The following is a 26,148-nucleotide window of genomic DNA, read 5'->3' on the forward strand; positions in this document are numbered from 1 at the left end:
AATACCTTGTAGAATTGTGGATAAAAAGTCTTCCCTAACTAAAAGTCTATAAAATATGGAGCAGAAGCCTCTTTGGGGTGAGACTATGGTGAGGTATCCTGCCGTGGCCGGGAGCTTTTACCCTGGAGATGAAACGCTCATCGAGATGCTTGAGAAGTTCTTCAGAGACTTGGGTGAGCACGGAAGCGAGAGGAAGATAACAGCTGGTGTTGTGCCTCATGCAGGCTATGTATTCTCTGGCTACACAGCCTCAAGAACATTTAAGGCCATCTACGAGGACGGTCTGCCGGAGACATTTGTAATTCTCGGGCCGAACCACACTGGCATCGGCTCGCCGATAGCGGTCTATCCATCCGGCTCTTGGCTGACCCCGCTGGGGGAAATCGAGGTCGATTCAGAGATGGCCAAGACCATAGCGAAGCTCTCTGGGATAGCAGACCTCGACGAGCTGGCCCACAAGTACGAGCACTCCATTGAGGTTCAGTTGCCATTCATCCAGTACCTGGCCGAGAAAGCTAGAACGGACGTCAGGATAGTCCCAATAACCCTCGGCATCCAGGACGAGGAGGTTGTGGAGGATCTTGGCAAAGCAATCTACGAGGCTGCTAACGAGCTCGACAGAGACGTTGTGATCATAGCGAGCACAGATTTCATGCACTATGGCCCAGCCTATGGCTACGTGCCCTTCAGGGCTAGAGCAGACGAGCTCCCACACCGCGTCAAGGAGTGGGACTTTCGCGTTATTCAGAAAATCCTCGACTTTGACGTCAAAGGAATGTTCGGCGAGCTGAGGAAGATGGACCACACCATGTGTGGACCGGGAGGAGTTGGAACTGCCATCGTTTACTCCCGCTTGGCTGGAGCTCTTGAGGCTGAGCTTTTACACTACACGACGAGCTTTGAGGTGAGCAGGAGCACGGACGCGATAGTTGGCTATGCCTCTATAGTCTTCAGGAAGTGAGCTTGATTTGACCAAAACTCACATAAACTTTCTTCCCTTTTCTTGTTTGGAGGGTCAGAGATGAGGGTTCTCGCATCAGCTCCTGCTAAAATTATCCTCTTCGGTGAGCACAGCGTCGTCTATGGAAAGCCTGCCATAGCGGCTGCGATAGATCTAAGAACCTATGTCTGGGCAGAGTTTAACAACAAAGGGGCGATAAAGATAGAGGCCAAGGACATCAAGGTGCCCGGATTGACAGTCTCCTTCTCAGAGGACGAGATATACTTCGAGAGTGACTACGGTAAGGCCGCCGAGGTTTTAAGCTACGTCAGACAGGCGATTGAGCTTGTTCGCGAAGAGGCCGACAAGAACGGAAATGGGGTCACAGTCTCGATAACCTCACAGATTCCCGTTGGAGCTGGTTTGGGCTCCTCAGCGGCCGTTGCGGTTGCCACCATTGGTGCGGTCTCAAGGCTTCTCGGCCTGGAGCTGAGCAACGAGGAAATCGCCAAACTTGGCCACAAAGTCGAGCTCCTCGTCCAGGGCGCTTCGAGCGGGATAGACCCCACCGTCTCGGCCATAGGTGGCTTCTTACACTACGAGAAGGGCAACTTCGAGCACCTCCCCTTCATGGAGCTGCCAATAGTTGTTGGCTACACCGGTTCGAGCGGCTCGACTAAGGAGCTCGTTGCAATGGTCAGAAGGAACTACGAGGAAATGCCTGAAGTTATAGAGCCGATTCTCGTTTCCATGGGCAAGATAGTTGAGAAAGCCAAGGACGTTCTCCTCTCCGAACTCGACAATGAAGTCCGCTTTGTCCAACTTGGCAGGCTCATGAACATCAACCACGGCCTGCTTGATGCACTGGGCGTTTCTACCAAGAAGCTCAGCGAGCTTGTTTACGCTGCCAGAACAGCCGGAGCGCTAGGAGCGAAGATAACCGGCGCTGGAGGAGGCGGATGCATGTACGCTCTCGCCCCTGAGAAGCAGAGTGAGGTGGCAACTGCAATAACCATCGCCGGAGGAACGCCGATGATAACTAAAATCAGTGACGAAGGGTTGAGGATAGAGGAGGTTCTGCCATGATAATTGTCAAGCTTGGTGGAAGTGTTATAAGTGACAAGAATGTGGAGAAGTCCTTCCACGAGGACGTTGTGAGTCAGATAGCAAGTGAGATAGCCCAGTTTTATCCCAAGGAAGATTTCGTAATCGTTCACGGTGGCGGTAGCTACGGTCATCCACTCGCGAAGGAGTACAACCTCAGGGAGGGCATCGAGCCGAATCCAGATAGTAAGCGCATTGGCTTCTCAAAAACTCATCAGGTGATGCTGGAGCTTAATGAAAAGATAATCGACCTTTTCCTAGAGAAAAACCTTCCGGCCTTCTCGGTCTCTACTTCCTCAGTCTTCATAACTGAGGGTGGCTCAGTCGCCTATGGTGATGTGAAGGTCATCAAAAGACTGGTGGAGCTGAAGTTCATCCCAGTCCTTTTTGGCGACGTGGCGATTGACCTTGAAAAGGGCATTGACGTACTCTCTGGCGACCAGATAATTACATACCTGACCAAAATGCTGAAGCCAAGGAAGGTTGTCTTCCTCATGGATGTGGACGGCATCTACGATGGCAAACCTGGCGAGGGAAGCCTCATATGGGAGCTCAAGGTCAGGGAGATTGACAGTCTAATCGAGAGGCTCTCCGGTGCAGCCGGGACAGATGTCACCGGTGGTATAGTCAACAAGCTCAGGGAGGCCAAAGAAATAGCCCAGTTCTCAGAGGTCTGGTTCGTGAACGGCAAAATAGCTGGAAGGCTAAGCGGAGCGATAATGGGAGACGGCTTCGGGACGAGGATTAAGGGGTAGTTCCCGGCGACCCAAAATCTCTTAACCTCCCCCGCCTTTTCTCTTCTGGTGGTTGAGATGAAGGCCTTCGATAAGGAAGAGCTCACGATCATCAGGAAGTTTGAACATATCGAACACTGCCTCAAGAGGAACGTTCAGGCTCATGTCAGCAATGGTTTTGAGGACGTGCACTTTGTCCACATGAGCCTGCCTGAAATTGACAAGGATGAAATCGACCTCAGTGTTGAGTTTCTCGGGAGGAAGTTCGATTACCCGATAATGATAGCCGGCATGACCGGCGGAACGAAGGGCTCTCAGCTCGCCGGAAAGATAAACAAGACCCTCGCAAAAGCCGCCCAGGAGCTGAACATCCCGATGGGCGTCGGAAGTCAGAGGGCCATGATAAGGAAGCCAGAAACGTGGGAGAGCTACTACGTTAGAGACGTTGCCCCCGACGTTTTCCTCGTCGGCAACCTTGGCGCACCGCAGTTCGCCGAGACGATGCCCGACAGATACGGGATTGAGGAAGCACTGAAGGCAGTCGAGACAATTCAGGCCGATGCTCTTGCCATACATATGAACCCCCTCCAAGAGAGCGTCCAGCCGGAGGGCGACACACAGTACCGCGGAGTGCTGAAGGCCCTGGCCGAGCTCAAGGCCGAGTTCCCCTACCCGATAATTGCTAAAGAAACCGGCGCGGGAGTTTCAATGGAGGTCGCGATACGGCTCGAGAGCATTGGAATAGACGCGATTGACGTCGGCGGCCTCGGTGGGACGAGCTGGAGCGGCGTTGAGTACTACCGAGCTAAGGACGAGCTTGGTAGGAACCTCGCTCTGAAGTTCTGGGATTGGGGTATAAAGACTGCCATAAGCGTGGCTGAAGTCAGATACGCCACCGAGCTGCCTATTATAGCCACTGGGGGAATGCGCGACGGAATAGCGATGGCGAAGGCGCTAGCGATGGGAGCCACCTTCGCCGGCGTTGCCCTGCCTCTTCTCAGACCCGCGGTCAAGGGCGACGTCGAGGGCGTCATCAAGGTACTGGAGCGCTACATCGAGGAGATAAGGAACACTATGTTCCTCGTCGGTGCCAGAAACGTTGAGGAACTTAGGAAAGTTCCGCTCGTAATCACTGGCTTTACCCGCGAATGGCTCGAGCAAAGGATTGACCTGCCTGTTTACCTACGGGACAGGCGAATTTAACCTTCTATTTTCACGTTTTGGGTTATGCCTGTGTATACGTTCTTGATGCACTCTTTCTCAATGCACACCTTTTTAAACTCTCAAAAACAACTATGACCAACGGGGCCTTATGCTCTTATGAGCTTAGAGGCCGAAGGAGGAAAGAGCATGATAAAGATTTACACGCTCAGCGGTTACGAGGAAGTCGGTAAAAACATGACCGCCGTCGAGTACAATGGAGAAGTCGTTATAATCGACATGGGAATAAGGCTTGACAGGGTTCTCATCCACGAGGATGTAAATATTCAGCAGTTCCCCGCGAAGGAGCTCCAGAAGCTTGGGGCTATTCCTGACGATTCACCAATCAGAAACAAAAAAGTTGTCGCCATTGCTTTTACCCATGGCCACCTTGACCACATAGGTGCCGTCGGCAAGCTCGCTCCCCATTATCCCGACGTGCCGATATATGGAACTCCCTACACCATAAAGCTCGCCAAGAGCGAGGTCAAAAGCGAGCAGTACTTCGAGGTCAAGAACCCCATGTACGAGACCGAATATGGAGAGATAGTTCAAGTTAGCGAGAACTTAGCAATCGAGTTCGTTCAGATTACCCACTCCGTCCCTCAAGCTGCCATTGTTGTAGTTCACACGCCCGAAGGCGCCGTTGTCCACACTGGGGATTTCAAGTTCGACAACAACAACCCTCTCGGCGAAAGGCCCGATTACGACAGGCTTAAAGAGCTAGGGAAGGAGGGTGTCAAGGTTCTCATTCCAGAATCGACGCGCGTTGCTGAACCTACCAAAACGCCGAGCGAGGCAGTTGCTCAGATGCTCCTCGAGGACTTCTTCCTCTATGAGGGTATGGAATCTGATGGACTGATAGCCACAACCTTCGCCAGCCATATAGCACGCCTTCAGGAGCTCATCTGGATAGCCAACAGGATGGGCAGGCAGGCTGTCTTAGTTGGTCGCTCCCTGGCTAAGTACACTGGGATAGCCAAGCAGCTTGGTCTCATCAAAATGAAAGGAGCCAAGGCCGTGAGGAGCCCAAATGCCGTCAGAAAAGTCCTTAAAGAAGTTTCCCAGGCAAGGGAGAACTACCTGCTGATAGTCACCGGCCATCAGGGTGAACCCGGTGCCATTTTAACCCGGATGGCAAATGGGGAGCTCTACGACATAGGCAAGCGCGATACCGTCGTTTTCTCCGCCGGCACCATTCCCAACCCACTCAACAGGGCCCAGCGCTACGTTCTCGAAACCAAGCTCAGGATGAGGGGCGTTAGGATGATAAAGGACCTCCACGTTTCAGGCCACGCCAGCAGGGAGGACCACCGCTACCTGCTGAGAATTCTCAATCCAGAGAACATCGTCCCTGGCCACGGCGACTTCAGGATGCTCACCCACTACGCCGAGCTGGCTGAGGAGGAGGGCTACCTCATAGGTAGGGACGTCTTCGTCTCGCGCAACGGCTACACTGTGGAGATTAAGTAGGGGTAAAACTGATAAAGAGTTACCCCTTTTTCCCTTTGACATTGCTCTCATCGCTCACGAGGTGATAGAATGACGAAGTACGATGAGCTGTTTGCAAGGGTTAAGAAGATGGCAAAGAGCGTTGATGATGTGCTCTTCAAGCTCATTCCGGAGAGAGAACCGAGGAAGCTCTACGATGCTGCCAGACATTATCCGCTCGCCGGCGGCAAGAGGGTTCGCCCGTTCGTCGTTCTGAGGGCGGCTGAAGCCGTTGGCGGTGATCCAAGCAAAGCACTCTATCCTGCGGCCGCGGTCGAGCTTATACATAATTACTCCCTCGTCCACGACGACATAATGGACATGGACGAGCTCAGGCGCGGAAGACCGACCGTCCATAAGGTCTGGGGCATCAACATGGCAATCCTCGCCGGCGACCTGCTCTTCAGCAAGGCTTTCGAGGCTGTTGCCAGGGCCGAGATCAGTCCCGAGAAGAAAGCGAGGATTTTAGAAGTCCTCGTCCAGACCTCCAACGAGCTGTGTGAGGGACAGGCTCTCGACATCGAGTTCGAGACGAGGGAAGAGGTCACCGTTGATGAATATCTCCAGATGATAAGCGGCAAGACCGGAGCACTCTTTGACGGCTCCGCAACGATAGGTGCTATCGTTGGAACGGACAACGAGGAGTACATTCAGGCGCTCTCTAAGTGGGGCAGGAACGTTGGAATAGCCTTCCAGATATGGGACGACGTTCTCGACCTTATCGCCGATGAGGAAAAGCTCGGCAAGCCCGTCGGCAGCGACATAAGAAAGGGCAAGAAGACCCTCATAGTCAGCCACTTCTTCCAGAACGCCAGCGAAGAGGACAAGGCTCAGTTTATGAGAGTCTTTGGAAAGTACGCAGGCGACGCCAAGGACGACGCACTGATTCACGAGGACGTTAAGGGGGAAGTGGCTAAGGCCATCGAGCTCCTCAGGAAGTATGGCAGCATAGACTATGCCGCAGAATACGCTAAGAACCTCGTCAGGGAGGCCAACGATGCCCTGAAGATCCTTCCCGAGAGTGAAGCACGCAGGGATTTGGAGCTTCTCGCCGAGTTCCTTGTAGAGAGGGAGTTCTGATGGGGGAGCTGCGGCTCTCCGATTATTCCTCTGATATCGTTATCCTCTCTCTTCTCCTTCTCATTGTCTCGGCTCTGGCAGTTCCCTGGGTGGAGGTTTCAATAAGTTCCTTCCGGGATTTCTTCTATCTGCTGGTTCTGCCGTTTGTAGTAATAATTCCCCTCCACGAGGGCCTGCATGCGCTAACCGCGAGGCTTTTGGGGGCGAAAGTTCGGTTCGGCGTGACGGTCATTGATAGGGTTATCATCGCTCCCTACGTGGCCATTGAGACGCCTTTGTCCGTTAGAAGGTAGATTCTATTTTCCCTTGCTCCCCTCCTTCTGTCGGCTGTTTCTTTCTCCTTTGCCTGGTTACTCCGCTCCAACCTCTGGGCGCTGGTTTACGTCTTCAACACCGCCGGAATGGCAGGGGATTTCCTCACGGCTCTTGCCCTCCTCAGAATGCCCCCGGATGCAGCCGTCTTCGACGACGGGACTGTCCTCCGCTCCGATGAAGAAATACCCAGACCCTACCCGCGCTGGGTTTCGTCCGCCATAAAGGTCGTGATAGCATTGGCCTTCTTAGTTATCCTCATTTTCGGTCGGATTGAGGTGGTGATTGAGAAGTGAAACGAGGGTTGTGTAACCGGTTACCCCATTACCTCTGCGATGAGCCAGCCGACCGGCGGATGCTCCGCACCAGATTTCCATTTCTCGTAGGCCCTGTCCCACCGCTCCAGAAGTTCGGCGCGCTTTTTCCCATCTTTTATCTGCTCCACATATTCCCGTGGGATGTAGGCTAAGTAGTGCGGCAGGCTCGGCTCAAAGGTTCCGCTTTCGATTATCTCTCCACCGGCCGTTTCCACCAGCTTCTTCAGCCTTTCCAGCGGGGGATAGTGCAGGTCGTCCTTCCCGCCAAACAGAGCTTCAAAAATTCCCTCACGCAGGTTGTAGAGCTCAAGGTGTGCCCTTTGCCTCTCGTTGTTCGCTATAGGAAGACTCTCCGCTATGAAAACCATGTTTGCCACGCGGAGCATCTCGGAGAAGACCCTAACCATCGTTTCCTCATTTTTCAGGCTTCTAACTCCATGAACGAGAACGGCTAAATCGAAGGCCTTAAACGGAAAAGGCAGTTCCTTCGCGTCCACCTTGAAGGGGATTATCCTATGCTTTAGGCCAGCTACGGAGGATATCTCCTCAAAGAAGCGCCACCTGCTCAGATCAACGGCAACGACCCTGCCGGTCTCGCCGACGAAGTAAGCCAGGGGGACTGTTGTTAATGCGTGCGCACCACACCCGATTTCAAGGACGTTCATTCCCCTCCTCAGCGGTGCGTGCTGGAGGACGCGGAAGCGTTCGAGTATCTCGATATGGAGCCAGTCTGGAGGGAGTGGGTACTCGTCCCGGGGCGGAATTTTTGAGAGGACGTTTTCTTTAAATGCTTCCTCAGTAAGAGCCATGGAAAACACCGAAAATGGTTAAAGCTCTTTTCTTTAAGGCGTTTTCGGAGAAAAAGTTTTATAAGTTAGGGTCGAGTTTATAATAGGTCGAAATCCGCTAGGTGTCTTTTTGCTTTTCCAGTAAAGCTCTATGAGGATGCATTTTTGTTTGTGTGTATAATCATGCAACTCCTTTACTCCGACTCTATTTCTCTCAGAAAGTCCAAATTTAAGTGGTATTAATTAAATTACTTTGCTAATTTTTCTATTTACTTTTACTAATAATAAAACTTATAAAGGAGTTCGCTCTAAAAATGAGTGCAAAACTACAGAGGAAGTGAACCATATGAAGTGGAAGCTGTTGTTTGCAGTCCTACTGGGACTGCTGATGGTCGGAACGACTGTGGGGAGTGCTCTGTCCGCTAAAGTAACGGGATCTTGCTTCGACTCAGTTGACATTGCTAGTTATGAAAACCAGAGATCGATAGCAAAGTTACATGACTTTCTCAATAACAATCTAAGCGTGCCTGTGAGTTATCTGGATCTTCTTACGATTCAGAGAATAACACCTGAAGACATCAAACAAGTCAAGGAACTAAAAACTCTGGGGTTAGCAACCTCAGAATCTAGCATACTAAGATTTATAAAAAAGATACAATTGATGGAGTTTGTAGCCTCAAGGAGTGGGGGCAATCCGGAAGTTATCATAAAACTAGCCCAATTCTTAGGAGATCGTGTAGTTCCAATTAAAAACCTCCTATCCAGCCAATGAGCGGAGATTACAACGATTTACTGTTGGATGTTGGAGGTGCTCACTTTTACCAAAACGATCCGGAGATGCCGTATTACGTTATGATATGGGGAAATTATTTATGGAAAGAACTCGAGGGTACTCTTTATAGAGGATCTGATGATGTAGTCTACTACAAATGGGACGAGGCGGATGATTTAATATTGTTTAAAGACGTGTATGCCTCCCCAGAAATGAGAAGAGCAGGATCCGATCTCGGAACAATAGCATATTATACACCAGATAGTCTCCACTCTGGATACGTAAGACTATATTTTGTACCAAAAACTCCATCAGTGTCTGGAAGATGGACAAGAGTGTCAATGACCTATGTTCATACCTACGGAATAGGGGGAGATCTTAGCGTTACTGTTGGATATAAGTATGTTAGTGTTAGTTATCAAACACATTTGGGAGATGAATGGGAAAAATCTGATTACGTATCGTTTAAAATAGACCCAGACGGAGTTCTAAAGGGGTGACTTGGAAATGAAAAAATCATTGTCTCCCTTTTTGTTCTTATCTTTCTTTTTATAACTTCTCAATGGATTACTGTTGAAAATCCCATCGAGACAAAAGTTCTTATCAACGGTAACTCCCCGTATGATACAGTTTATGTAACTCCCTCCCAAAATGAGTTTGAGGTCAATATAATTTCAAAGCTCAGCGGAACTTGTGAAATATGTGTAAACCCAATGAATGCCAGTATATCGCCTTCTTGTCTTAGGAAACAGGTTACACAAGGTAAAAATACTTTTAGATTTCTTCTCTCTCCTGAACAGAACATCACGAGACTGTTTATAGAGTACCAAGTCTCCTGTAATCTTACTAACTACCTGACAGAGATATCAATTCTTCAAGATGAGCTATTGACCCCCGGTGTTAGATGGGAAAAAGATAGGTGACCTCTTCTCCGCCCTGAAGGGTAAAGGTTTCAGAAGAAAAATAAAATTTCACTCCACGAACACCGCCGGCTTCATTGGCATCGCGGCCTTTTTCTTTCCGCCCTTGTCCTCCTCTGGGTTGATGATTATCTCCAAGCCAAGCTCCTTCTCGATGAAGTCCTTGGCTTCTCTCAGGGCCTTTTCCTCGTCGATGCGCTTGATCTCAAAGGCTCTGTCCTTTATCAGGCGCTGTATCATCTTGCTTATCTCCTTGCCGTGCTTCCTCATCTCAGGGTCTTTCATGAGCTCGGACATGGCTGCCTTGAAGTCCCTCTTTTCAGCGACGGCCTCAGCAACGCGCCACTTCCACTCTGGAGCCGTGTAGATGTATGCCCTCTTTGCGTCCTCTATCTTTGCCACGCGGATTATCTCCTTGATGTCCTCGATGAGGTTCTTGACGTACTCCTCCTCCAGTTCGATGGTCTCGTTCCACCAGGCCGGGTTCGGCTCAGGCCACTTCGCCAGGCTGACAAATCCCTCTCCTCCGAGCTTCTCCCAGAGCTCCTCGCTGATGTGCGGTGTGAACGGGGCCATGAGCCTGACCCATACGTCGGCGAGGGTTCTCAGCACGTAGCGCTTTGCCTCGTCGTCCCTTCCCTCGGTTCTCCTTAGATACCAGCGCAGGTCGTTCAGGACTGAATAAAACGCCCACTGCACGGCCGTTCTCGTTCTGAACTCCTCCAGGCCCTTGGTGGCTCCTTCAATGGCCTTGTTCAGGCGGTGCAGCATCCACCTGTCGATGTCCTTCAGCTCGACGCCCTCTTTGGCCTCATAGCTCGCGAACTCGCTCACTAGCTCGTAGAACCTCTCGACCTGCTTCCTGAGCTTGCCGACCTCCTTCCTGCGCCAGTCGAAGTCGCTGTCGTGTTCAGCCAAACCCATTATGTAGAGTCTCACAACGTCTGCGCCGTTCTCCTCGATGGCGTCGATGAAGTTCAGCACGTTGCCCTTGCTCTTGCTCATCTTCTGGCCCTCAAGCGTTCCGAAGCCGTTTACGGCTATGCCCCTCGGCCAGTGCCCCTTCCTGAATATCGCCACGTGGTTGAAGATGAAGAACGTCAGGTGGTTCGGGATTAAGTCTTTCGCCGAGCAGCGCCAGTCAAGCGGATACCAGTACTCGAACTCCTCCTTCATCTCGTGGATTATCTCTGCCGGAATGCCCGTTTTCTCAGCCAGCTCCTTCTCCCTCTCTTCGCTGAACTCCTCCCTGAACAGGTAGTCGAAGAACTCCCTGTCGAGCTTCTCAGGGTCGAGCCTGCCCTCTTCTCTCAGCTTGTTGATGTGCCTGCTTATGGTGTAGTAGGCCATGTAGATGGTCGAGTCGCTCAGGCTCTCGATTACCCACTCCGGATCCCATGGAAGTGGTGTTCCAAGACCAACTTTCCTCGCGCAGGCCTTCTTGTCGAGCCAGTCTATTACCGCCTCGAACTGTGTGCGCCTGCTCTCTGGGTAAATCGTCATGTTGGCTAGAGCTTCCCTCGCCTTTTCCTTCCACTCGGGGTTTCCGTAGTCGATGAACCACTGGTCGTGGATTATCTTGATGACCGCCTGGTTGCCGAACCTTGAAATGACCGGCTTCTCGGCGAACTCGTACATTATCTCGGCGATGCCCTTCTCCTGGAGCTCCTTCGCTATTAGGTCCTTAACCTCCTGAACGGGCTTGCCTGCGTAGGGCTCAATCTTGAAGACTCCCTTGTGGTACTCTGCCTTGTAGATGTTCTTGGTGGCTTCCTCGAGCTTTTCCTCGTCCTTCTGGCTCTTTACACCGAGCTTCTCAACTTCCTCAACCGCCGGGAACTCGCCGTAGCCCTCAAGCTTTATCAGCGAGATGTAGCTTATCTCCTCAACCACACGCGGGTCGATGTCGTACTTCAGCAGTATCTCGGTTTCCTTCTTTAAATCCTCTAAAGCCACGTGGTCGAAGGGAGCATGAGCAGGAACGCTCATAACAACTCCGGTCGCGTTGTCAGGGTCAACGAACTCAGCCGGCAGGATTATGACCTCGTCGCCCGTTACGGGGTTCTTCACGTACTTACCAATGAGTCTCTCGCCCTTGAACTCCTCGATGACCTCAATTTCCCTGTCCTGGAAGGAGAGCTTGTAAGCTGCCTCCTTGCTGATTATCCAGGTCTCTTCCCTATCGCCGCGCCTGACCTTTGCTTTGACGTAGATCGCCTCTGGATTCAGCCACATGTTGGTTACGCCATAGACCGTCTCCGGCCTCAGCGTAGCGGCCGGCATGTATATTTCCTCGCCGTTCTCCTCCAGGATAAACTTGATGATGACGTACTCAAGTATCTGAACGTCCTCGCCCTCCATTATGTCGTGGTCGCCGAGCGGGGTGCCAACAACAGGGTCCCATCTAACCCTGTGGGCGCCCTTAACGACCAGCCCCATGTCTTTGAGCGTCCAGAACTGCCACTCTATGAATTTGCTGAAGGGCGGGAAGAGTGAAGTCGTGTGGAACTCCCTGCTCCAGTCAACGGAGAAGCCGGCCCTTATGAAGGTCTCCCTCGCGGCCTTCATGAAGTACTTGACTATCTCCTTTGGGTCCTCGAACTTCCACAGTATCTCCTCGGGCACCTTGTAGACGTCGCGGTAGATGTGGATGGTCTTTGGATCGCGGTTCTTTATGCGCTCAGCGATTCCGACTATCGGGGCTCCCGTGATGTGCCATGCCATGGGGAACAGCACGTTGTAGCCCTGCATTCTCTTAAAGCGCGCTATGACGTCGGGAATCGTATATGTTCTCGCGTGGCCAACGTGAAGATGGCCTGAGAGGTATGGAAAAGCGACTGTTATGTAGAACTTCTTCTCCTTGGGTTTGGCATTTCTATCGGGTTCAAAGACCCTATCTTCCATCCAGCGCTTCTGCCACTTCTCCTCAATGGCCTTGAAGTTAAGCTCAGCCATGCTCATACCTCCTCAAAGTTTTTCCAAAAGAGCTTGAACGGTAGTCCAGAATAGGGGGGTTATCGGGGAAATCAGTTATCGATGCGATTTGAACGGTGGAGAAGACACTCCCCCCTCATAGGCATCGCACCGAATAACGGTTTTGAGTATTTAAGGTTTTTGGACATTCAAAAGCGGACAGACTTTTTGTCCACTTTCAGCTCGGCATGGTAAATTATTTAAGCAAGTTGTAGCAAAGTATCCGCAGATTTTAGTTTCCCATCTAAACTTGTTTGGGTGATTGAGATATGCTGGGGAATCCTGAGTTAGTTTATGTTGATGACATTGAGGGTGGTCCCGTCATCGTGGTCAGAAAGTATGAGGATTATAAGTCCCTCTTAAATAAATACAAACCGGACGTTATGTATGCATCTGACAGATATTTCTACTTCTGGGACGGCAACAAGTTTTATGCACTCAGAAGGAGAGGATACAAGACGTTTAGGGATTTGGAGCTGTCGGTGAAGCTCGGGTTTTGGGATGCATCGGAAAATCTAAAATCTATTGAGTCCATTGGGGAGAAAGTTGATATCGACTATGGGAAGATAATAATACGCGGATATAACAAAGAGGGGAAACAGGTGACTCTGAAGTTTAACTCCGAAGGTGAATTGTTCTATTATGCAATGGACAGCGGATTTGAAGATTTTAATGAATTCGTGGACGCCCTGAAGCTTGGTTTCCTTGATGGTGAATCATTCAGAAAAGCCTTATCGGGAGGATTCGCAGGCGCATCCGAATATTTTGATGCAATTGAGGGAGGGTTCACTAGATTTGATGAGTACGACGAAGCTAGGCGGCTTAATATTCCCTCCAAGTGGGAATACGACCTATTTAAGGAACTCAGCCTGATAAAGGAAAAGTACTCTTTGAAAACGATAGAAGAGGCTCATCTCATTAAAATTATATGCGACATGCCTGTTGGTGAGAGGGCTTCACTTCTGTCTCTTTGGAATCGTCTGCATTCTGAAAGGACAAAGGTATTGAGGAGATACAACATATGGAATCGGAATACGAACTGGTATGGAGAACCGGAAATCCTGATCAGCCCAAAATCACTTGAGGAGTATCTGGTCTCGTCGAAGATTATACGGAAGTTTGGAAAGTACGATGAGAAAGCCAAGTTGTTTGTGCGTATTCTGCCGGGAGGATTTTTAAGTGAAGACGAATACAAAGATGCAACTTCTAGAGGGTACAGGAATAGGCGTGAATACTTAGATGCCCAGAAAAGAGGTTTCATTGGTTCCCTTAATAAGTTACGGTCTATCGAGCCCTTCACCATATTTGAAACAACCTACAAAGTTTCAGGAACTCCCAATTTAAACCTTGGTGAAGAGTGCAAGATAAAATCGGGGAGAATTGGTGAGTGGAAGAAGCTGACGCTTAAGGATCTAGGGATCTCAACCGAGGCTGAGCTTTATAGATATGCCGTTGATAACGGCTTTGAGTCATTTGGAGAGTTTTTTGAGTCCCTTAAACTTGGAACCCTGAAACGGGAGGAGTACCTTGCTGCTAAGAAGGGCAAGTTCAAGAGCATACTGGAGTTCTGGATTTCCAAAGGATTGGGTCATTCCAGGAGACAGGAATTGATACGGGAGATTTATGCTGATTATGAGGAGCTTAAGAAACTCAAGGAAACCTACAAACTTAGGACCTACGGAGATGCCTTGGTCTTTAGGTTGCTCCGTACGCTCCAGCAGAAGAAACGGAAGATTGACTTGGACAGCCTGTGGAGATGGCTAAAGGAGTGCGAGTACACATATTTTAGCAGGGAATCACTGTGGTATCACCTTGGTAGAAAAAGCAGGAATTACAGAACCTTCACCAGTAAGGAAGAGCTGGAAAAATACCTCATCACTCTGTTAAAGAGGCACGATGAACTCGGAACCTACGATCCTGAGAGCAAGTTGTTCGTACCGAAACTGCCCCCTGTCATTGTTGATGGAAGCAACGTGGCATGGGAAGGCAGGGATAAAAGGGGCGGGGAAAGGGCATTAGCAAAGAACATTGAACTCGTCGTCGAGAAGCTGAAGGAACTTGGGTACTCAGAAATATACGTCTTTGTGGATGCCAGTCTAAAGTATCAAGTGGAGGACAGGGGATTACTGGAGAAGCTGATTGTATCCAAGATTGTGAAGTTAATGCCTGCCGAAGTGCAGGCAGATGAGTACATAATAAAATACGCCCTTGACATTGACGCGTATATAATCTCCAACGATAGATACAAAGAATGGAGAAAGAAGAACCCGGACCTCGAAGAGTTCATCAAAACACATAGAGTTACTTTCACGATACACAAGGGAATCGTGCACTTTGACGGAAAGATTGAGGGTTTATGAGGGAGCTCACACGATTATCAGCTCCCTCGGTGCCTTCGTCAACCTTCTTCCCTTTCCGCCCTCAACGACCACATCGTCCTCTATTCTAACTCCCCCCAGGCCCGGCACGTAGATGCCCGGCTCTATCGTGAAGGTCATGCCGTTCTTGAGGATTACCTCGCCGTCCGGCCCGATGTATGGCTCCTCGTGGACGTCTAAGCCAAGTCCATGGCCAGTTCTGTGAGTGAAGTACTCGCCATAGCCCGCTTCCGCTATGTAGTTCCTTGCCGCTTTGTCAACCTCCTTCGCCTTTAGGCCCTCGCGGACGGTCTGGAAGGCGCCCTCCTGGGCGTTTTTGACGACCTCATAAATCTCCAGAAGCTTCTTGTCTGGCTTTCCTAACGCAATGGTCCTCGTTATGTCTGAGCAGTAGCCTTCCCACTTTGCGCCGTAGTCGAGGATAACGAGGTCTCCTTCCCCCAGTTTCCTCTCGCCGGGCGCGTGGTGGGGATTTGCCCCATTCTCACCGCTGGCAACTATTGGCTCGAAGGATATCCCGTCGGAGCGCTCCCTTATGAGGAGCTCAATTTTCAGGGCAAGGTCTTTCTCGCGCATTCCGATTAAGTCCATGCCGATTATCTCCTCGAAGACCTCATCGACGATCTTTGCCGCCTTCTCCATGAGCCTAATTTCCTCAGCGTCTTTTCTCATTCTAAGCTCGCGCATCAGAATGCTTAACGGATGGAACTCGAAGCTTCCAAGCTTGAGAATACCTATCAGCCAGTCTGCCCTCATCGTGTTCTCCACAAGGATCCTGCCAGATGATAGGTCGAGTTCCTTTAGGATTTCGGCGAGCTTCCCGTAGGGATTCTCTCCATCACGCCAGAAGGTAGCAGGGAAATCCCTGATGACGTTCTCGTAGAGGCTTGGCGCTAAAAGGTGGTACTCACCGTTCGAATTGACGGCTAGAACCGTTAGTCTCTCTCCCGCTTCGTGGATGTGCAGGCTCGTTAGGTAGTAGAGGTTCGTCCCCGGGCTTATCAGCGCTCCGTCGAAGGCTTTTTCCTTGAGCAGAGAAGTGAGCTTGTTGAGGCGCATGGTTTTCACCGCTTCGACTACTCCGCAACTTTTAAAAACCTAATCTCGAACTTCGCCCGACTAGGCGGGGCAAACCCGCGGGATGTTCCCGTAAGGGAGAACCACAAACGAGGAAGGAGGGAGCAAGATGGGAATGTACAAGTACATTAGGGAAGCCTGGAAGAGCCCGAAGAAGAGCTACGTCGGGCAGCTTCTCAAAAAGAGGATGATAAAGTGGCGCCGCGAGCCGGTCGTCGTTCGCGTTGAGAGGCCGACCAGGCTCGACAGGGCCAGGAGCCTCGGCTATCAGGCCAAGCAGGGCTACGTCATTGTTCGCGTTCGCGTCAGGCGCGGCGGAAGGAAGAGGCCCAGGTGGAAGGGTGGTAGGAAGCCCTCCAAGATGGGTATGGTCAAGTACTCACCCAAGAAGAGCCTTCAGTGGATTGCCGAGGAGAAGGCCGCTCGCAAGTTCCCGAACCTTGAGGTCCTCAACAGCTACTGGGTCGGCGAGGACGGAATGTACAAGTGGTTTGAGGTCATCATGGTCGACCCGCACCACCCGGTTATAAAGAGCGATCCGAAGATCGCCTGGATCGCCGGCAAGGCCCACAAGGGCAGGGTCTTCCGTGGCCTCACCAGCGCCGGCAGGAAGAGCCGCGGCCTGAGGAACAAGGGCAAGGGCGCCGAGAAGGTCAGGCCCAGTGTGAGGGCCAACAAGGGCAAGACCAAGTGATTCTGCCCTTTTGTTTCTATTCCTTCAGCTTTTTGTCCCCAGTCCAGGCGAACTTTTTAAACCCTTCATCGTTTCTCTTCTCTGGTGAGAAAAATGGCAAAGATAAAGGCACATCACGTCAGGCTGACCACCTTCATCCACGCGACTGAGGATGAGGACAAGGTTCTTGAGGCTATAGGCACCTTCATCCCGGAGGAGATTGACGACGATGACGTTCTCTTTGACATAGTGGAAACGCGGGGCTTCTTCGGCAACCCTATTAAAGTCGTGAACGTCGAGATAAAGCGGAGCAAGGCGGTTAGAAAGTTCATTGACTACTTCAAGGAGCTCCTGAGCGATCGGGATAAAACCTACCTCCTTGACCACCTTGACGAGAAGATTGACGAGGAAGGGACGCTCTATGTCCGCTTTAACAAGCAGAGGGCCTACCTCGGCGACGCGGAGGTTGATGAGGGAGAAGACGTCATCCAGGTCAGGATAAAGGTCAAAGCATTCCCGATGAGAAAGGACGCGGTGGTGAAAGCCGTCAAGGAGTGGCTGGAGGAATGACCCCCAAGCCTGAGGAAGCTTCCTTCTCCCGCGAGCACTGGGTTGAGATGGACGTAAGGAGTGAGGATGCCTACAAGCTGGCCAGTGGGTGGTTTGACGAGGTAGTTTTCACCAAAAGGCTCGTCCTGGAAAAGAGCCTCGACTTCGACGCTCTGAAGGCGGAAATCAAGGAGCTAAAAGAGAGGTACGGGAAGGTTGCCCTCCTCATCGTCACGAAAAAGCCGAGCCTAATAAGGGAAGTGAAGAGCCGCAACCTCAAGGTTCTCCTCTACGTCCAGGGCGGCGACATGAGGATCAACCGCTTCGCTCTAGAGGCCGGCGTTGATGCCCTTATAAGCCCGTGGCTCGGAAGGAAAGACCCCGGCTTCGACCACGTTCTAGCCAGGATAGCGGCCAAAAGGGATGTCGCCATAGGCTTTTCCCTATCACCCCTTCTCAGCGCTTCTCCCTACGAGAGGGCCCATACTCTGCGTTTCATGATGAAGGTCTGGCAGCTGGTGAACAAGTACGACGTCCCGCGCTTCCTCACAAGTTCAGCCGAGAATAGATGGGAAGTCCGCGGGCCGAGGGACTTAATGAGCCTCGGAATAGCGCTTGGCATGGAAATTCCCCAGGCCAAGGCAAGCTTGAACTTCTATCCAAGGATGATTTTGGGGAGGAAAAGCTAAACCTCCCCCCTCAAAGCTGGAAGCTCTTCTGGCTCGTAGTCCTCGAGCTTTCCGTCGAGGAAATCCTCGTAGCCCTTGAGGTCGAGCAGGCCGTGGCCGCTGAGGTTGAAGAGGATGACTTCTTCCTTACCTTCTTCCTTCGCCTTGAGGGCCCTGTCTATTGCAGCCTTGACCGCGTGGGCGCTCTCGGGTGCTGGGACTATGCCTTCCGTCTTGGCAAAGAGCCGGGCCGCCTCGAAGACCTCCGTCTGATGGTAGGCTACTGGCCTAACTATCCCGTGGTTTATCAGAATACTGAGCGTTGGAGCCAGGCCGTGGTACCTCAGGCCGCCAGCGTGTATCGGCGGGACGTAGTAGGTGTGGCCGAGGGTGTGCATCTTCATCTTCGGCGTTAGCCCTCCAGAGTCGCCGTAGTCGTAGGTGTAAACGCCGCGCGTCATGCTCGGTGCCGCCCTTGGCTCAACCGCTATGAACTCGTAGTCAGCTTTGCCGTCTAGTCTATCCTTGACGAAGGGATATGCCAGGCCTGCGAAGTTGCTTCCTCCCCCAACGCAGCCAATTATGACATCTGGATCCTCAAACTCCTTCATCTGCTCTTTGGCTTCTAGGCCTATGACCGTCTGGTGCATTAAAACGTGGTTGAGCACGCTTCCGAGGGCGTAGCGCGCTTTTTCGTCCCTTAGAACGTCCTCGATAGCTTCGCTTATCGCTATTCCCAAGCCACCTGGGTGGTTTGGGTCTTCGCTCAGGAACTTCCTTCCTATCTCGGTCCTGTCGCTTGGACTGGGATAGATTTCGGCACCGTAGAGACGCATTATAGTCTTCCTGTAGGGCTTCTGGTAAAAGCTGGCCCTAGCCATGTAAACACGAACGTTTATCCCCATTAGTGCCCCTGCCAGAGACAGGGCAGTTCCCCACTGGCCTGCACCTGTCTCTGTTACGAGCCTCTCGATGCCCTGCTTCTTCGCGTAGTATGCCTGGGCCAATGCGGTGTTTATCTTGTGGCTGCCCGTTACGGTAGCCCCTTCGTATTTGAAGTATATCCTCGCCGGCGTTTCGAGGGCCTTTTCGAGATTCGTCGCCCTGAAGAGGGGCGTTGGACGGCCTATTTTAGCGTAGAGCTCACGAACTTTCTTTGGAATATCGATGTATCGCTCCATGCTCATTTCCTGCTTCACCAACTCAGATGCGAAGATGCGGAGCAGCTTCTCTGACTCCATGGGCTCGTCCGTCTCCGGGTCGAGGGGCGGTGCCAAAGGCTCCGGTAGGTCTGGCAGGATGTTGTACCACCTCTTTGGCATTTTGGAATCTGGCAGAACGGCTTTCATTCAAACCACCTCCTGATTTTTGGAAGAAGTCCCAAAGGTGAGGGAATAATGAGCGTGAGGACTAACCCAGAGCAGAAAGTTCCAGCTGGGTAGGAGTATAAGCTCAATCTTCTAGAACCTCCAAAAACGAGCCCCCCTATCAGTCAGGCCAAAAACGATCCCGCCCTTGAGCTGTTAGGCTAACCCGAACATTCAGGGGGACCTCAGAGACGCCAAAAACAATCACTCCTAGTCATCATGGTGCATCGGAGTTCAAAAGATTGTAATCCTTAAATGTTTTTCTTCAAATTGACTGGAGAAATGACGATTATTTCCATGAATATGTTGGGATTTTTGACATTTTTGCAAGCTCTGGGCTGCGAAGGGATGTTCTAGATACATGCCTGCCAAAACTTTTCGCCCGGGTTTGGATAGGATTGCCCCGTTTGGTATTGAGGCCAAATACATCTTGAAAGACCGTTCCATGGACGGGATGCATTTTCGCGTGAGGATCCAACCGCACTGATTGCGGCAAGGGCAATCGTAGCGGAAACTGTTATTAACCTCCCCTTACAATATCATATGATGCCTAATGCTCCGGCTTGAGGTCTACTGTGATGAAACCGAGGAAGAGCAAGTTTCCGCGGTTCTCGGTAAGTGGAACGTCCAGTTCTACGTGGAAGAGGTTAGGGGCAACGATAACCGCGTCCTCAAGTTCGTGGCCTTTGTCCCGGATTTCATCATAAACGACCTTGCAGACGAGCTCATGAAGGTCATCGACCTTAGAAAAGGGCACTCGGCGATAACGTGGTCACAGGTGAGTGGCAAGTCCGTCAAGTACGCCAACTCCCTCAAGTCGCTCAGGAAGTTCAAGCGCCGCTGGAGCCTTGCGGCTATAGAGAATCTCATAGAAGACGCCAATAACCAGGCAACGGTTGATCCGATCCAGCTCACCCTCGGCGCGGTCGCTTCCATAATAGCCCTCTTCGGATTGATAAACGACAGCATCGTGATGATAATCTCTGCCATGCTCCTTTCTCCTATCCTTGGCCCTCTCTACGGATTCTCTCTCAACGTCGTCATGGGTAGAGGGAGAGATGCCTTAGATGCCGTCTATTCCATCCTTAAGCTCTTGGTAGTAATATTTCTCTCTGCCGCCATCGTGACGCTCCTTCTCAAGCTGGCTGGAACTATGCCTCCTCAGCCAACCTATGAGATAGCGATTCGCGGAAATTCTGGCCTCGTTTACATCCTGCTGGCCGTTATACTCGGCTACGCGGGTATCGTGGCTATAGTCAGCAAGATACCCGAGATACTGGCTGGCGTTTCCATTGCTGCCGCCCTCGTCCCCCCAACGACGGTCATTGGAATATCCCTCGTCATGGGCTGGTGGGATGTTTTCAGCGGCTCGCTGATCCTAACTCTTGAGAATATCCTTGGCCTGCTGACCGGCTCGTTGCTCGGGCTGTATATCCTCAACGTCTCGCCGAGGAGCTACTATGAGAGGAGAGCGGCGAGACTCTACACAAAGAGGACCATGCTCGTCCTAGCGTTGATGATAACCCTGATAGTTCTCCTTGAACTTATGGTTCCGGGCTAAGCAACCTCGGTCTGCTCATAGACAGGTTCACCCTTCCTGTGCTTGACAAGCAGGCTGTAGAAGAACTCCTTCATTTCGGGACTCATGTCGTCATCGAGCAGCAAGTCTGCTCTGCCTCTGTAATCCTTCTCTGCCCTCGTTATGAGGAGAGCTATCTGCGGTGTGAGATGTTCGAGCAGGATTCTAACGAGCTCGGAATAGGCTTCCTCCTCCAGTTCCTCGTCGGCCTCTATGCCAAGGTAAACGGTGAAGCCCTTCATCTGGACAGCAAGGACAAACTCATTCTCACTCAACTCGAAGAACGAAAAGTTGTAGCTCTTGGATTCGACTCTCGCAAGCAGGACTCCCCGTATTGAGAGCGTAACAGGCTCATCCTCTATCTCGAACACAAGGTCCTTCGCAAGCTCCCTCTGCGCTATTGTGTAAAGCTTCTCTATCCTCATGATTTTCCATCATTATCTGGGGATAAAAGGGTTTCGCGTCACGTTTTTAACGATGAACTTCAAAAATATCACGGTGGTGTTATGAAGATCACGCGCTTCGGTGTCTCTGTTCCGGACGAGTTGCTCGAGAAGTTTGACAGAATCATAGAAGAGAAAGGCTACGTCAACAGGAGCGAGGCGATCAGGGATTTAATGAGGGACTTTATAGTTAGGCACGAGTGGGAGGAAGGGGACAGGGAAGTTGCTGGTACAATAACCATCGTATATAACCACGACGAAGCGGATGTTGTTAAAGAGCTTCTCGAACTCCAGCACGACTACGTTGATGAAATCGTTTCAAGCCTTCACGTTCACATGGATGAACACAACTGCCTCGAGGTTGTGGTCGTCAAGGGTAAGGCAGGAAGGATAAAGGAGATCGCCGAGAGGCTCATAAGTCTGAAAGGCGTTAAACACGGAAAGCTTGTGATGACGACCACTGGGAGGGAACTGGTGTGATTGAATCCCGGAGGGAATGGGTATGAGGCTGCTCGGTTTCCTGTCCTCAATCGTCGCTGCTCTATCCTTTGTTCTCCCATGGTTCCGGTTGCCCTGGGATGGACAAATAACGTTTCTTGGCATCCTCCGTGAGATCCTGGCAGGTTCCAATGGATTTGAAGGTGCATTCTGGTGGCTCAACCCTAACACTACGGGCACTATCTTTCTCTTCATAGCGTTCTTCGCGGGTATATTCATGATACTCATCGGGATACTCTTCGGGCTTCTCGGCGGCAGGCTTGGGCCGGGCATTGGAGTGGTTGGAATGCTTGTGTTTACCCTCACCGCGTGGCACATATACGGGCAGGGCTTCTTTGGAACGCTCGCTGAGGGATACGTAATAGCGCTACTGAGCTTCATCGTCGGCTTTGTCGCTGGTGGGGGGAGGAGTCTCTAGCCGATGACCTCGACTATATCGCCGTTCCCGGGGGGCAGGGTAGCCATGATGTCCTCTTCCTTAACTTTGTAGCCCCACTTCTCGAGGATGCGCCTGATCCTCTTCACGAGCTCGCTCTTCTTCAGTGAACCAGGTCTTATGATGATGTACTTATCCGTGTGGGCTTTTATTGCCTCCACCGGCGCACAGACAACGTAATTTTCGCCCTCGTGCTCGATGACACCAACGGCCAGCTTAAGTGGTAGACCGCGGAGCCAGTTCCTCTTTCCGTAGACCATGAATGCACCTTTGCCGAGATACTCTCCGCTAGGCGCCTGCTTTGTCACCTGGTTTGGATACGCCCAGTATGCATCGGCGCTGTAGAGCCCCTGGCTCCAGGCTTTGCTCATCGAAACGGCGAACTGACAGGCCTCGAAGATAGTCTTCTCTCCAGCCTTCTGACCATCTTTTATAACGACGTGCGGCGCTCCGTAAACGTCCGCGTGGCAGTAGAGATCGTTCTCGTCCATGTGTTTCTTTATCAGATTCTCGTTGGTACTCGCGTCCTTTCCTGCCAGAACGAGGAAGCCCTCACTCGACACGAACCAGCGGAACTTCTCGAACCACTTCTTCTTTCTGCGCTCTATTCTCTTTACCGCAAGTTCCTTTTTCATCTCCTCTTCTATGAGCTTCTCGATTTCATCCAGCTTTCTCTTAGTATCCTCGTAGGCCTTAAGTGCGCCTTCAAGTTTGTGCTTGGCCTTCTTGGCCTTCTCGTAGTAGAGCTCCGCGTTTTCGCCTATGCTCTTGTTGAGGTAGAGCCTGACCTTTTTCCCCTCGAGCTCTATCGTCACGGCCTTCTCCTTAGGGTCAATGGACTTTACCATAAGCGCCGCCTTGTTCCCTGCCTTCTTGCCTTCATCTATTCTCTTCTTGAATTCTTCCCAGCCGAGCCTTTCGGTTGCCTTCCTGAACTCATCCAGAAGCCTTTCGACCATCGTGAAGTTGGCGTATATCAAGTCGCCTATCTCCTGGTTGGCCTTCGCCTGCTCTTCGAAGCCCTTCAGCAGCTCCTCCTGCTTCTTAAGCGTCATGAGGAGCTGCCTCTTCTTGGCCTCGAGCTTCTTTGTCTGTTCAATCTTTGCCTTCTCGAGGGTTACCTTCCCGAAGTATTCATCCAGGGCCTCGCTGAAGGTGCTGAAATAGCGCTTTTCGAAGTTTTCATAAACCTTCAACTCTACCGGTACTACATCGTGCATGTTGCCGTCTTTGTAGACGATGTTTGGCTTCGGATCCTCGGTGAAGAGGGCCTTCATAGTCTCGAAAATCAGCTTGAGCTCCTCCTCGCTCAGCTCGCTCGCTTTTTTCTTCTTGTCCACCTCTGCCCGAAGAAGAATTTCCTCCGCGTATAGGCCGCCCATGTTGAGCTTTCTAGCCAATGCCCTGACGACTTCAACTTCTTCCTCCAGGATTAACTCCTTAAAGCGCTCCCACTCAACATCGAGCGGGTTCTCCCTTGCTGGCGGGAACTTGTATTCTGCCTTCGGCTTTATCGCCCTGTCCTTGAACTCTTCATAGCGTAAAGCGGCGACAATCCTGTTCTCTCCGTCAACGAGTATGATGTTTCCCCTCCTGAAGAGCTCGCCTATGAGCGTGTAATCGCCAACCCGTATCTTTACAATCCTATCGAAGTCGTGCTGCTCTATGGCATCGATGAAGCCGCCGCTGAGGTGCTTTCTCAGAAGCATCGTGAAGCTTGACGGCATTTTGGGGGCTTCCTTTACGTAAGTCGTGACGTGGAATCGCTTCCCTGCCTGAAGGATGAGATCTTGCCTGCCCTCCTTAGTGCGGAGCTTTATTCTTATCTCGTCGCCGTCGTGATATATCTTATCAACGCGAGAGCCGACCAACGATTGGAGCTCTCTCACGACATAGCGTATATCAACGCTGCTCATCTCCTCCTTCATTCTCTCACCCGTTGAGATTTCTCAGAGAAGTTTAAAGGGTTGCTGGCTGATTTCGTTTTCCAAACGAAAAATTAAAGGTTAAGGTTAAATAGTTGGCCGTACATAACACTCTAGGTGATATATAGTGAAAGGATATCTAACCTTTGTTCTCCACACCCACATCCCCTACGTGAGGAAGCACGGAAAATGGCCGTTCGGTGAGGAGTGGCTCTACGAGACTATGAGCGAGACCTATCTGCCCCTGCTTATGGAGTTTGAGAGGCTGAAGGCTAAAGGCGTGAAGTTCAGTCTGGTCATAAACGTCACACCGGTTCTCGCCGAGCAGCTGACCGATGACTATATCAAACATAGCTTTGAGGGGTACTTGACACACAAACTGAAAGCAACGGAGAAAGACCTGAGGAGTGGAAAGTACGACGAGAAAGCTGTAAGCTTCATGCTCGACCACTTCAGAAAAGTCCACTACTACTGGAAAGCTATCAATGGTGACATCATAGGGAAGCTCCGCGAGCTTCAAAAGGAGGGCTACATCGAGGTGATAACTTCAGCCGCGACCCACGGTTACTTGCCCCTGCTTGGCAGGGACGAGACCATACGTTCTCAGCTCGCCAACGGCATTTTAACCTATGAGAAGCACTTCGGCAGGAAGCCTAGGGGGATATGGTTGCCCGAATGCGCCTACAGGCCAGGGGGAGAATGGCCACTGCCCGGCGGAAAGAACGTGTGGAGACGGGGAATCGAGAAGTTTCTCGAGGAGTTAGGTCTGGAATACTTCTTCGTGGAGAGCAGCCTAATTGATGAGGGGCCCGTAACGAGGGAGTACGGTGAGGTGCCTCTGGCCGAGACGGAGAAGAGCACACTCCGGCCTTACTGGATCAAAGGAAGCAACATTGCGATCTTCGCCAGAAACCGCGAGGCTGGCCACCGGGTCTGGAGTGCCCACTTCGGCTACCCCGGTGACTTCTGGTACAGGGAGTTCCACAAGAAGGCCGAGGAGAGTGGCGGCCAATACTGGCGGGTAACGGGTAGGGACGTTGGCCTCGATGATAAGGAGTCCTACGACCCTGACAAGGCTATGGAGCGTGTTGAGGAACATGCGAGACACTTCGTTTCGCTGATTGAGCGCCTCCTGGCGGAGCATGAGGAGAATTTCGGTGAGAAGGGGATAATCGTCTCGCCGTATGACACTGAGCTCTTCGGCCACTGGTGGTTTGAGGGGGTTAAATGGCTTGGAAGGGTTCTTGAGCTCATGGCAGAGTGCGAGATAAGGACGACGACGCTTTCAGAGTTTCTCGATAGCTACTCCGGTGAGAGGCACGAGATAGAACTCCCCGAGGGTTCCTGGGGCAAAAATGCGGATCACTCGATATGGTGGAACGAGGAGACGGAATGGACCTGGGAGTACGTGTATTCAGCGGAGGACAGGATGGTGGAGCTGGCGACTAAATACTATGGTAAAGACCGGCTAGCTGACAGAATTCTGGAGCAACTCGCAAGGGAACTCCTCATCTTGGAGGCGAGCGACTGGCAGTTCCTCATCACTACGGGTCAGGCGAAGGAGTACGGTAAGAGAAGGATCCTCCTCCACGTAAGTGACTTCCACAGGCTAGCCAATGAGCTTGAGATGTACATGGAGACCAGACAGTTTAACTTCAAGCTTCTCGAGGAGCTCGAAGAGCGCGACAATCTATTCAGATCCATTATCGTTGCTCACTACTTGAGCGGGAATCCTCCTGGGGTTCCGGAATACGTTGAGCCACCTGAGGTTCCGCCTGAGAAGATGGAGGAAAAACCCGAAAAACTCGTCAAGATGGAAGAGTAAAGTGCCTATGCGACGGAGGTTGCCGAAACCTTCGCCCGGAAGCCCAAAAGAGGGACTGAGAGCCGCAGTGCTATCCGGGAAAGAGGGAAAAGCTGTCCT

General features: G+C 51.5%; 24 protein-coding genes. 18 read left to right on the top strand and 6 right to left on the bottom strand.

Going from position 1 to position 26,148, the window contains the following annotated elements; all coding sequences use genetic code 11:
* Positions 1–85 precede the first annotated feature (85 nt).
* The 8 genes from TON_RS00695 to TON_RS10070 all read left to right on the top strand — a co-directional run bounded on the left by TON_RS00695 (position 86) and on the right by TON_RS10070 (position 7,157).
* Positions 86–961: an MEMO1 family protein gene (locus TON_RS00695; protein ID WP_012571090.1), complete on the top strand. Its 876-nt coding sequence runs from the start codon at positions 86–88 to the stop codon at positions 959–961.
* Between the two features lie 60 nt (positions 962–1,021).
* Positions 1,022–2,026, top strand: a complete 1,005-nt coding sequence (locus TON_RS00700) for a mevalonate kinase (protein ID WP_012571091.1) — start codon at positions 1,022–1,024, stop codon at positions 2,024–2,026.
* Complete coding sequence (locus TON_RS00705; RefSeq protein WP_012571092.1) at positions 2,023–2,799, top strand: isopentenyl phosphate kinase; 777 nt, start codon at positions 2,023–2,025, stop codon at positions 2,797–2,799. The genes TON_RS00700 and TON_RS00705 overlap by 4 nt, the downstream gene beginning before the upstream one ends.
* Before the next feature lie 57 nt (positions 2,800–2,856).
* Entirely contained in the window at positions 2,857–3,981 is a 1,125-nt protein-coding gene (fni, locus tag TON_RS00710; protein ID WP_012571093.1) for a type 2 isopentenyl-diphosphate Delta-isomerase, read from the top strand.
* 147 nt (positions 3,982–4,128) lie between these two features.
* Positions 4,129–5,451: an RNase J family beta-CASP ribonuclease gene (locus TON_RS00715; RefSeq protein ID WP_012571094.1), complete on the top strand. Its 1,323-nt coding sequence runs from the start codon at positions 4,129–4,131 to the stop codon at positions 5,449–5,451.
* 69 nt (positions 5,452–5,520) lie between these two features.
* Positions 5,521–6,549: a polyprenyl synthetase family protein gene (locus TON_RS00720; RefSeq protein ID WP_012571095.1), complete on the top strand. Its 1,029-nt coding sequence runs from the start codon at positions 5,521–5,523 to the stop codon at positions 6,547–6,549.
* Complete coding sequence (locus TON_RS10065; protein ID WP_012571096.1) at positions 6,549–6,842, top strand: hypothetical protein; 294 nt, start codon at positions 6,549–6,551, stop codon at positions 6,840–6,842. Before TON_RS00720 ends, TON_RS10065 begins: the two co-directional genes overlap by 1 nt.
* The gene (locus TON_RS10070) at positions 6,843–7,157 is read left to right on the top strand and encodes a metalloprotease family protein (RefSeq protein ID WP_148202349.1); all 315 of its coding nucleotides are present in this window, start codon (positions 6,843–6,845) and stop codon (positions 7,155–7,157) included.
* A 20-nt stretch (positions 7,158–7,177) separates the two neighbouring features.
* Here TON_RS10070 and TON_RS00730 read toward each other — a convergent pair whose 3' ends face one another.
* Entirely contained in the window at positions 7,178–7,987 is an 810-nt protein-coding gene (locus tag TON_RS00730; protein ID WP_012571098.1) for a class I SAM-dependent methyltransferase, read from the bottom strand.
* Positions 7,988–8,312: 325 nt separating this feature from the next.
* Here TON_RS00730 and TON_RS00735 point away from each other — a divergent pair, with 325 nt between their 5' ends.
* The gene (locus TON_RS00735; protein WP_048055012.1) at positions 8,313–8,738 is read left to right on the top strand and encodes a hypothetical protein; all 426 of its coding nucleotides are present in this window, start codon (positions 8,313–8,315) and stop codon (positions 8,736–8,738) included.
* Positions 8,735–9,238, top strand: a complete 504-nt coding sequence (locus tag TON_RS00740; protein WP_148202350.1) for a hypothetical protein — start codon at positions 8,735–8,737, stop codon at positions 9,236–9,238. Before TON_RS00735 ends, TON_RS00740 begins: the two co-directional genes overlap by 4 nt.
* A gap of 471 nt (positions 9,239–9,709) precedes the next feature.
* Here TON_RS00740 and leuS read toward each other — a convergent pair whose 3' ends face one another.
* Positions 9,710–12,613, bottom strand: a complete 2,904-nt coding sequence (gene leuS, locus TON_RS00745; RefSeq protein ID WP_012571099.1) for a leucine--tRNA ligase — start codon at positions 12,611–12,613, stop codon at positions 9,710–9,712.
* 287 nt (positions 12,614–12,900) lie between these two features.
* Between leuS and TON_RS00750 the strand changes: the two genes are divergently transcribed.
* Entirely contained in the window at positions 12,901–14,991 is a 2,091-nt protein-coding gene (locus TON_RS00750) for an NYN domain-containing protein (RefSeq protein WP_012571100.1), read from the top strand.
* A 6-nt stretch (positions 14,992–14,997) separates the two neighbouring features.
* Here the strand turns inward: TON_RS00750 and TON_RS00755 are convergent, their stop codons facing one another.
* Complete coding sequence (locus tag TON_RS00755) at positions 14,998–16,068, bottom strand: aminopeptidase P family protein (protein WP_012571101.1); 1,071 nt, start codon at positions 16,066–16,068, stop codon at positions 14,998–15,000.
* Between the two features lie 127 nt (positions 16,069–16,195).
* On the opposite strand from TON_RS00755, the gene TON_RS00760 reads away from it, so the two are divergent.
* From TON_RS00760 to TON_RS00770, 3 genes are all read left to right on the top strand, one after another.
* Positions 16,196–16,780: a 50S ribosomal protein L15e gene (locus TON_RS00760; RefSeq protein ID WP_012571102.1), complete on the top strand. Its 585-nt coding sequence runs from the start codon at positions 16,196–16,198 to the stop codon at positions 16,778–16,780.
* A 93-nt stretch (positions 16,781–16,873) separates the two neighbouring features.
* Positions 16,874–17,329: an RNA-binding protein gene (locus TON_RS00765; protein WP_012571103.1), complete on the top strand. Its 456-nt coding sequence runs from the start codon at positions 16,874–16,876 to the stop codon at positions 17,327–17,329.
* A complete protein-coding gene (locus TON_RS00770) occupies positions 17,326–17,997 on the top strand; it encodes a Ribonuclease P protein component 3 (protein WP_012571104.1) in 672 nt (223 codons plus the stop codon). Before TON_RS00765 ends, TON_RS00770 begins: the two co-directional genes overlap by 4 nt.
* On the opposite strand, the gene TON_RS00775 is transcribed toward TON_RS00770, so the two are convergent.
* Positions 17,994–19,325, bottom strand: coding sequence for a TrpB-like pyridoxal phosphate-dependent enzyme (locus TON_RS00775; RefSeq protein ID WP_012571105.1), 1,332 nt, complete (start codon positions 19,323–19,325; stop codon positions 17,994–17,996). The genes TON_RS00770 and TON_RS00775 overlap by 4 nt on opposite strands.
* A 571-nt stretch (positions 19,326–19,896) precedes the next feature.
* On the opposite strand from TON_RS00775, the gene TON_RS00780 reads away from it, so the two are divergent.
* A complete protein-coding gene (locus tag TON_RS00780) occupies positions 19,897–20,904 on the top strand; it encodes a TIGR00341 family protein (RefSeq protein WP_012571106.1) in 1,008 nt (335 codons plus the stop codon).
* Here TON_RS00780 and TON_RS00785 read toward each other — a convergent pair.
* The gene (locus tag TON_RS00785; protein WP_012571107.1) at positions 20,901–21,347 is read right to left on the bottom strand and encodes a hypothetical protein; all 447 of its coding nucleotides are present in this window, start codon (positions 21,345–21,347) and stop codon (positions 20,901–20,903) included. The two genes, TON_RS00780 and TON_RS00785, sit on opposite strands and share 4 nt — an antisense overlap.
* 81 nt (positions 21,348–21,428) lie before the next feature.
* Here TON_RS00785 and nikR point away from each other — a divergent pair, with 81 nt between their 5' ends.
* Together nikR and TON_RS00795 are read left to right on the top strand one after the other, a co-directional pair.
* Positions 21,429–21,845 carry a nickel-responsive transcriptional regulator NikR gene (nikR, locus tag TON_RS00790; protein ID WP_012571108.1) on the top strand — a complete coding sequence of 139 codons (417 nt, stop codon included), beginning with the start codon at positions 21,429–21,431 and terminating at the stop codon, positions 21,843–21,845.
* A gap of 16 nt (positions 21,846–21,861) precedes the next feature.
* Entirely contained in the window at positions 21,862–22,281 is a 420-nt protein-coding gene (locus TON_RS00795) for an amino acid permease (protein WP_238516326.1), read from the top strand.
* On the opposite strand, the gene rqcH is transcribed toward TON_RS00795, so the two are convergent.
* Positions 22,278–24,227 carry a ribosome rescue protein RqcH gene (rqcH, locus tag TON_RS00800; protein WP_012571110.1) on the bottom strand — a complete coding sequence of 650 codons (1,950 nt, stop codon included), beginning with the start codon at positions 24,225–24,227 and terminating at the stop codon, positions 22,278–22,280. The two genes, TON_RS00795 and rqcH, sit on opposite strands and share 4 nt — an antisense overlap.
* A gap of 124 nt (positions 24,228–24,351) precedes the next feature.
* Between rqcH and TON_RS00805 the strand changes: the two genes are divergently transcribed.
* Complete coding sequence (locus tag TON_RS00805) at positions 24,352–26,049, top strand: 1,4-alpha-glucan branching protein (protein WP_012571111.1); 1,698 nt, start codon at positions 24,352–24,354, stop codon at positions 26,047–26,049.
* Positions 26,050–26,148 lie beyond the last annotated feature (99 nt).

The organism is Thermococcus onnurineus NA1, from assembly GCF_000018365.1.
Taxonomy (GTDB): domain Archaea; phylum Methanobacteriota_B; class Thermococci; order Thermococcales; family Thermococcaceae; genus Thermococcus; species Thermococcus onnurineus.

What these genes read in the sequence shown, in the direction of transcription:
- TON_RS00785 (WP_012571107.1), bottom strand. Translation starts at nt 21,347, where the DNA reads ATGAGGATAGAGAAGCTTTACACAATAGCGCAGAGGGAGCTTGCGAAG.
- TON_RS00795 (WP_238516326.1), top strand. Translation starts at nt 21,862, where the DNA reads ATGGGTATGAGGCTGCTCGGTTTCCTGTCCTCAATCGTCGCTGCTCTA.
- TON_RS00700 (WP_012571091.1), top strand. Translation starts at nt 1,022, where the DNA reads ATGAGGGTTCTCGCATCAGCTCCTGCTAAAATTATCCTCTTCGGTGAG.
- fni (WP_012571093.1), top strand. Translation starts at nt 2,857, where the DNA reads ATGAAGGCCTTCGATAAGGAAGAGCTCACGATCATCAGGAAGTTTGAA.
- TON_RS00735 (WP_048055012.1), top strand. Translation starts at nt 8,313, where the DNA reads ATGAAGTGGAAGCTGTTGTTTGCAGTCCTACTGGGACTGCTGATGGTC.
- TON_RS00765 (WP_012571103.1), top strand. Translation starts at nt 16,874, where the DNA reads ATGGCAAAGATAAAGGCACATCACGTCAGGCTGACCACCTTCATCCAC.
- TON_RS00730 (WP_012571098.1), bottom strand. Translation starts at nt 7,987, where the DNA reads ATGGCTCTTACTGAGGAAGCATTTAAAGAAAACGTCCTCTCAAAAATT.
- TON_RS00715 (WP_012571094.1), top strand. Translation starts at nt 4,129, where the DNA reads ATGATAAAGATTTACACGCTCAGCGGTTACGAGGAAGTCGGTAAAAAC.
- nikR (WP_012571108.1), top strand. Translation starts at nt 21,429, where the DNA reads ATGAAGATCACGCGCTTCGGTGTCTCTGTTCCGGACGAGTTGCTCGAG.
- rqcH (WP_012571110.1), bottom strand. Translation starts at nt 24,227, where the DNA reads ATGAAGGAGGAGATGAGCAGCGTTGATATACGCTATGTCGTGAGAGAG.
- TON_RS10065 (WP_012571096.1), top strand. Translation starts at nt 6,549, where the DNA reads ATGGGGGAGCTGCGGCTCTCCGATTATTCCTCTGATATCGTTATCCTC.
- TON_RS00760 (WP_012571102.1), top strand. Translation starts at nt 16,196, where the DNA reads ATGGGAATGTACAAGTACATTAGGGAAGCCTGGAAGAGCCCGAAGAAG.
- TON_RS00770 (WP_012571104.1), top strand. Translation starts at nt 17,326, where the DNA reads ATGACCCCCAAGCCTGAGGAAGCTTCCTTCTCCCGCGAGCACTGGGTT.
- leuS (WP_012571099.1), bottom strand. Translation starts at nt 12,613, where the DNA reads ATGGCTGAGCTTAACTTCAAGGCCATTGAGGAGAAGTGGCAGAAGCGC.
- TON_RS00720 (WP_012571095.1), top strand. Translation starts at nt 5,521, where the DNA reads ATGACGAAGTACGATGAGCTGTTTGCAAGGGTTAAGAAGATGGCAAAG.
- TON_RS00740 (WP_148202350.1), top strand. Translation starts at nt 8,735, where the DNA reads ATGAGCGGAGATTACAACGATTTACTGTTGGATGTTGGAGGTGCTCAC.
- TON_RS00755 (WP_012571101.1), bottom strand. Translation starts at nt 16,068, where the DNA reads ATGCGCCTCAACAAGCTCACTTCTCTGCTCAAGGAAAAAGCCTTCGAC.
- TON_RS00695 (WP_012571090.1), top strand. Translation starts at nt 86, where the DNA reads ATGGTGAGGTATCCTGCCGTGGCCGGGAGCTTTTACCCTGGAGATGAA.
- TON_RS00750 (WP_012571100.1), top strand. Translation starts at nt 12,901, where the DNA reads ATGCTGGGGAATCCTGAGTTAGTTTATGTTGATGACATTGAGGGTGGT.
- TON_RS00705 (WP_012571092.1), top strand. Translation starts at nt 2,023, where the DNA reads ATGATAATTGTCAAGCTTGGTGGAAGTGTTATAAGTGACAAGAATGTG.
- TON_RS00775 (WP_012571105.1), bottom strand. Translation starts at nt 19,325, where the DNA reads ATGAAAGCCGTTCTGCCAGATTCCAAAATGCCAAAGAGGTGGTACAAC.
- TON_RS00780 (WP_012571106.1), top strand. Translation starts at nt 19,897, where the DNA reads ATGCTCCGGCTTGAGGTCTACTGTGATGAAACCGAGGAAGAGCAAGTT.